The sequence below is a fragment of the Geobacillus sp. G4 genome (genome assembly GCF_040327975.1).
GTDB classification, from domain to species: Bacteria; Bacillota; Bacilli; order Bacillales; family Anoxybacillaceae; genus Geobacillus; species Geobacillus thermoleovorans.
Genome location: NZ_JBEPJY010000154.1, coordinates 1 through 229 on the forward strand (window position 1 = coordinate 1; position 229 = coordinate 229).

Annotated in this window: 1 pseudogene; it reads left to right on the forward strand. The window is 66.4% G+C overall.

Annotated elements, in window-relative coordinates:
• Window positions 1-229: pseudogene (locus tag ABS784_RS17330) on the forward strand (hypothetical protein); the annotation flags it as partial.

Sequence of the window (229 nt, forward strand, 5' to 3'; positions counted from 1 at the left end):
CATGCCCGTCCTGCCTGCCGCCCACCTGATTGCCCGTGATGTTGCCACTGCGCTGGCCGAGGATATTGGCGCATGTGACTGGACGGCCAGTCTGGTTGCCGCCGATGCGCAGGGCCATGCCACGGTGCTGGCCAGGGAGCCGGCCGTTATCGCCGGCATCGCCTGGTTTGCCGAATGCTTCCGTCAGGTCGAACCGGCGGTACGCATCGCGTGGAAGGTGGCTGATGGT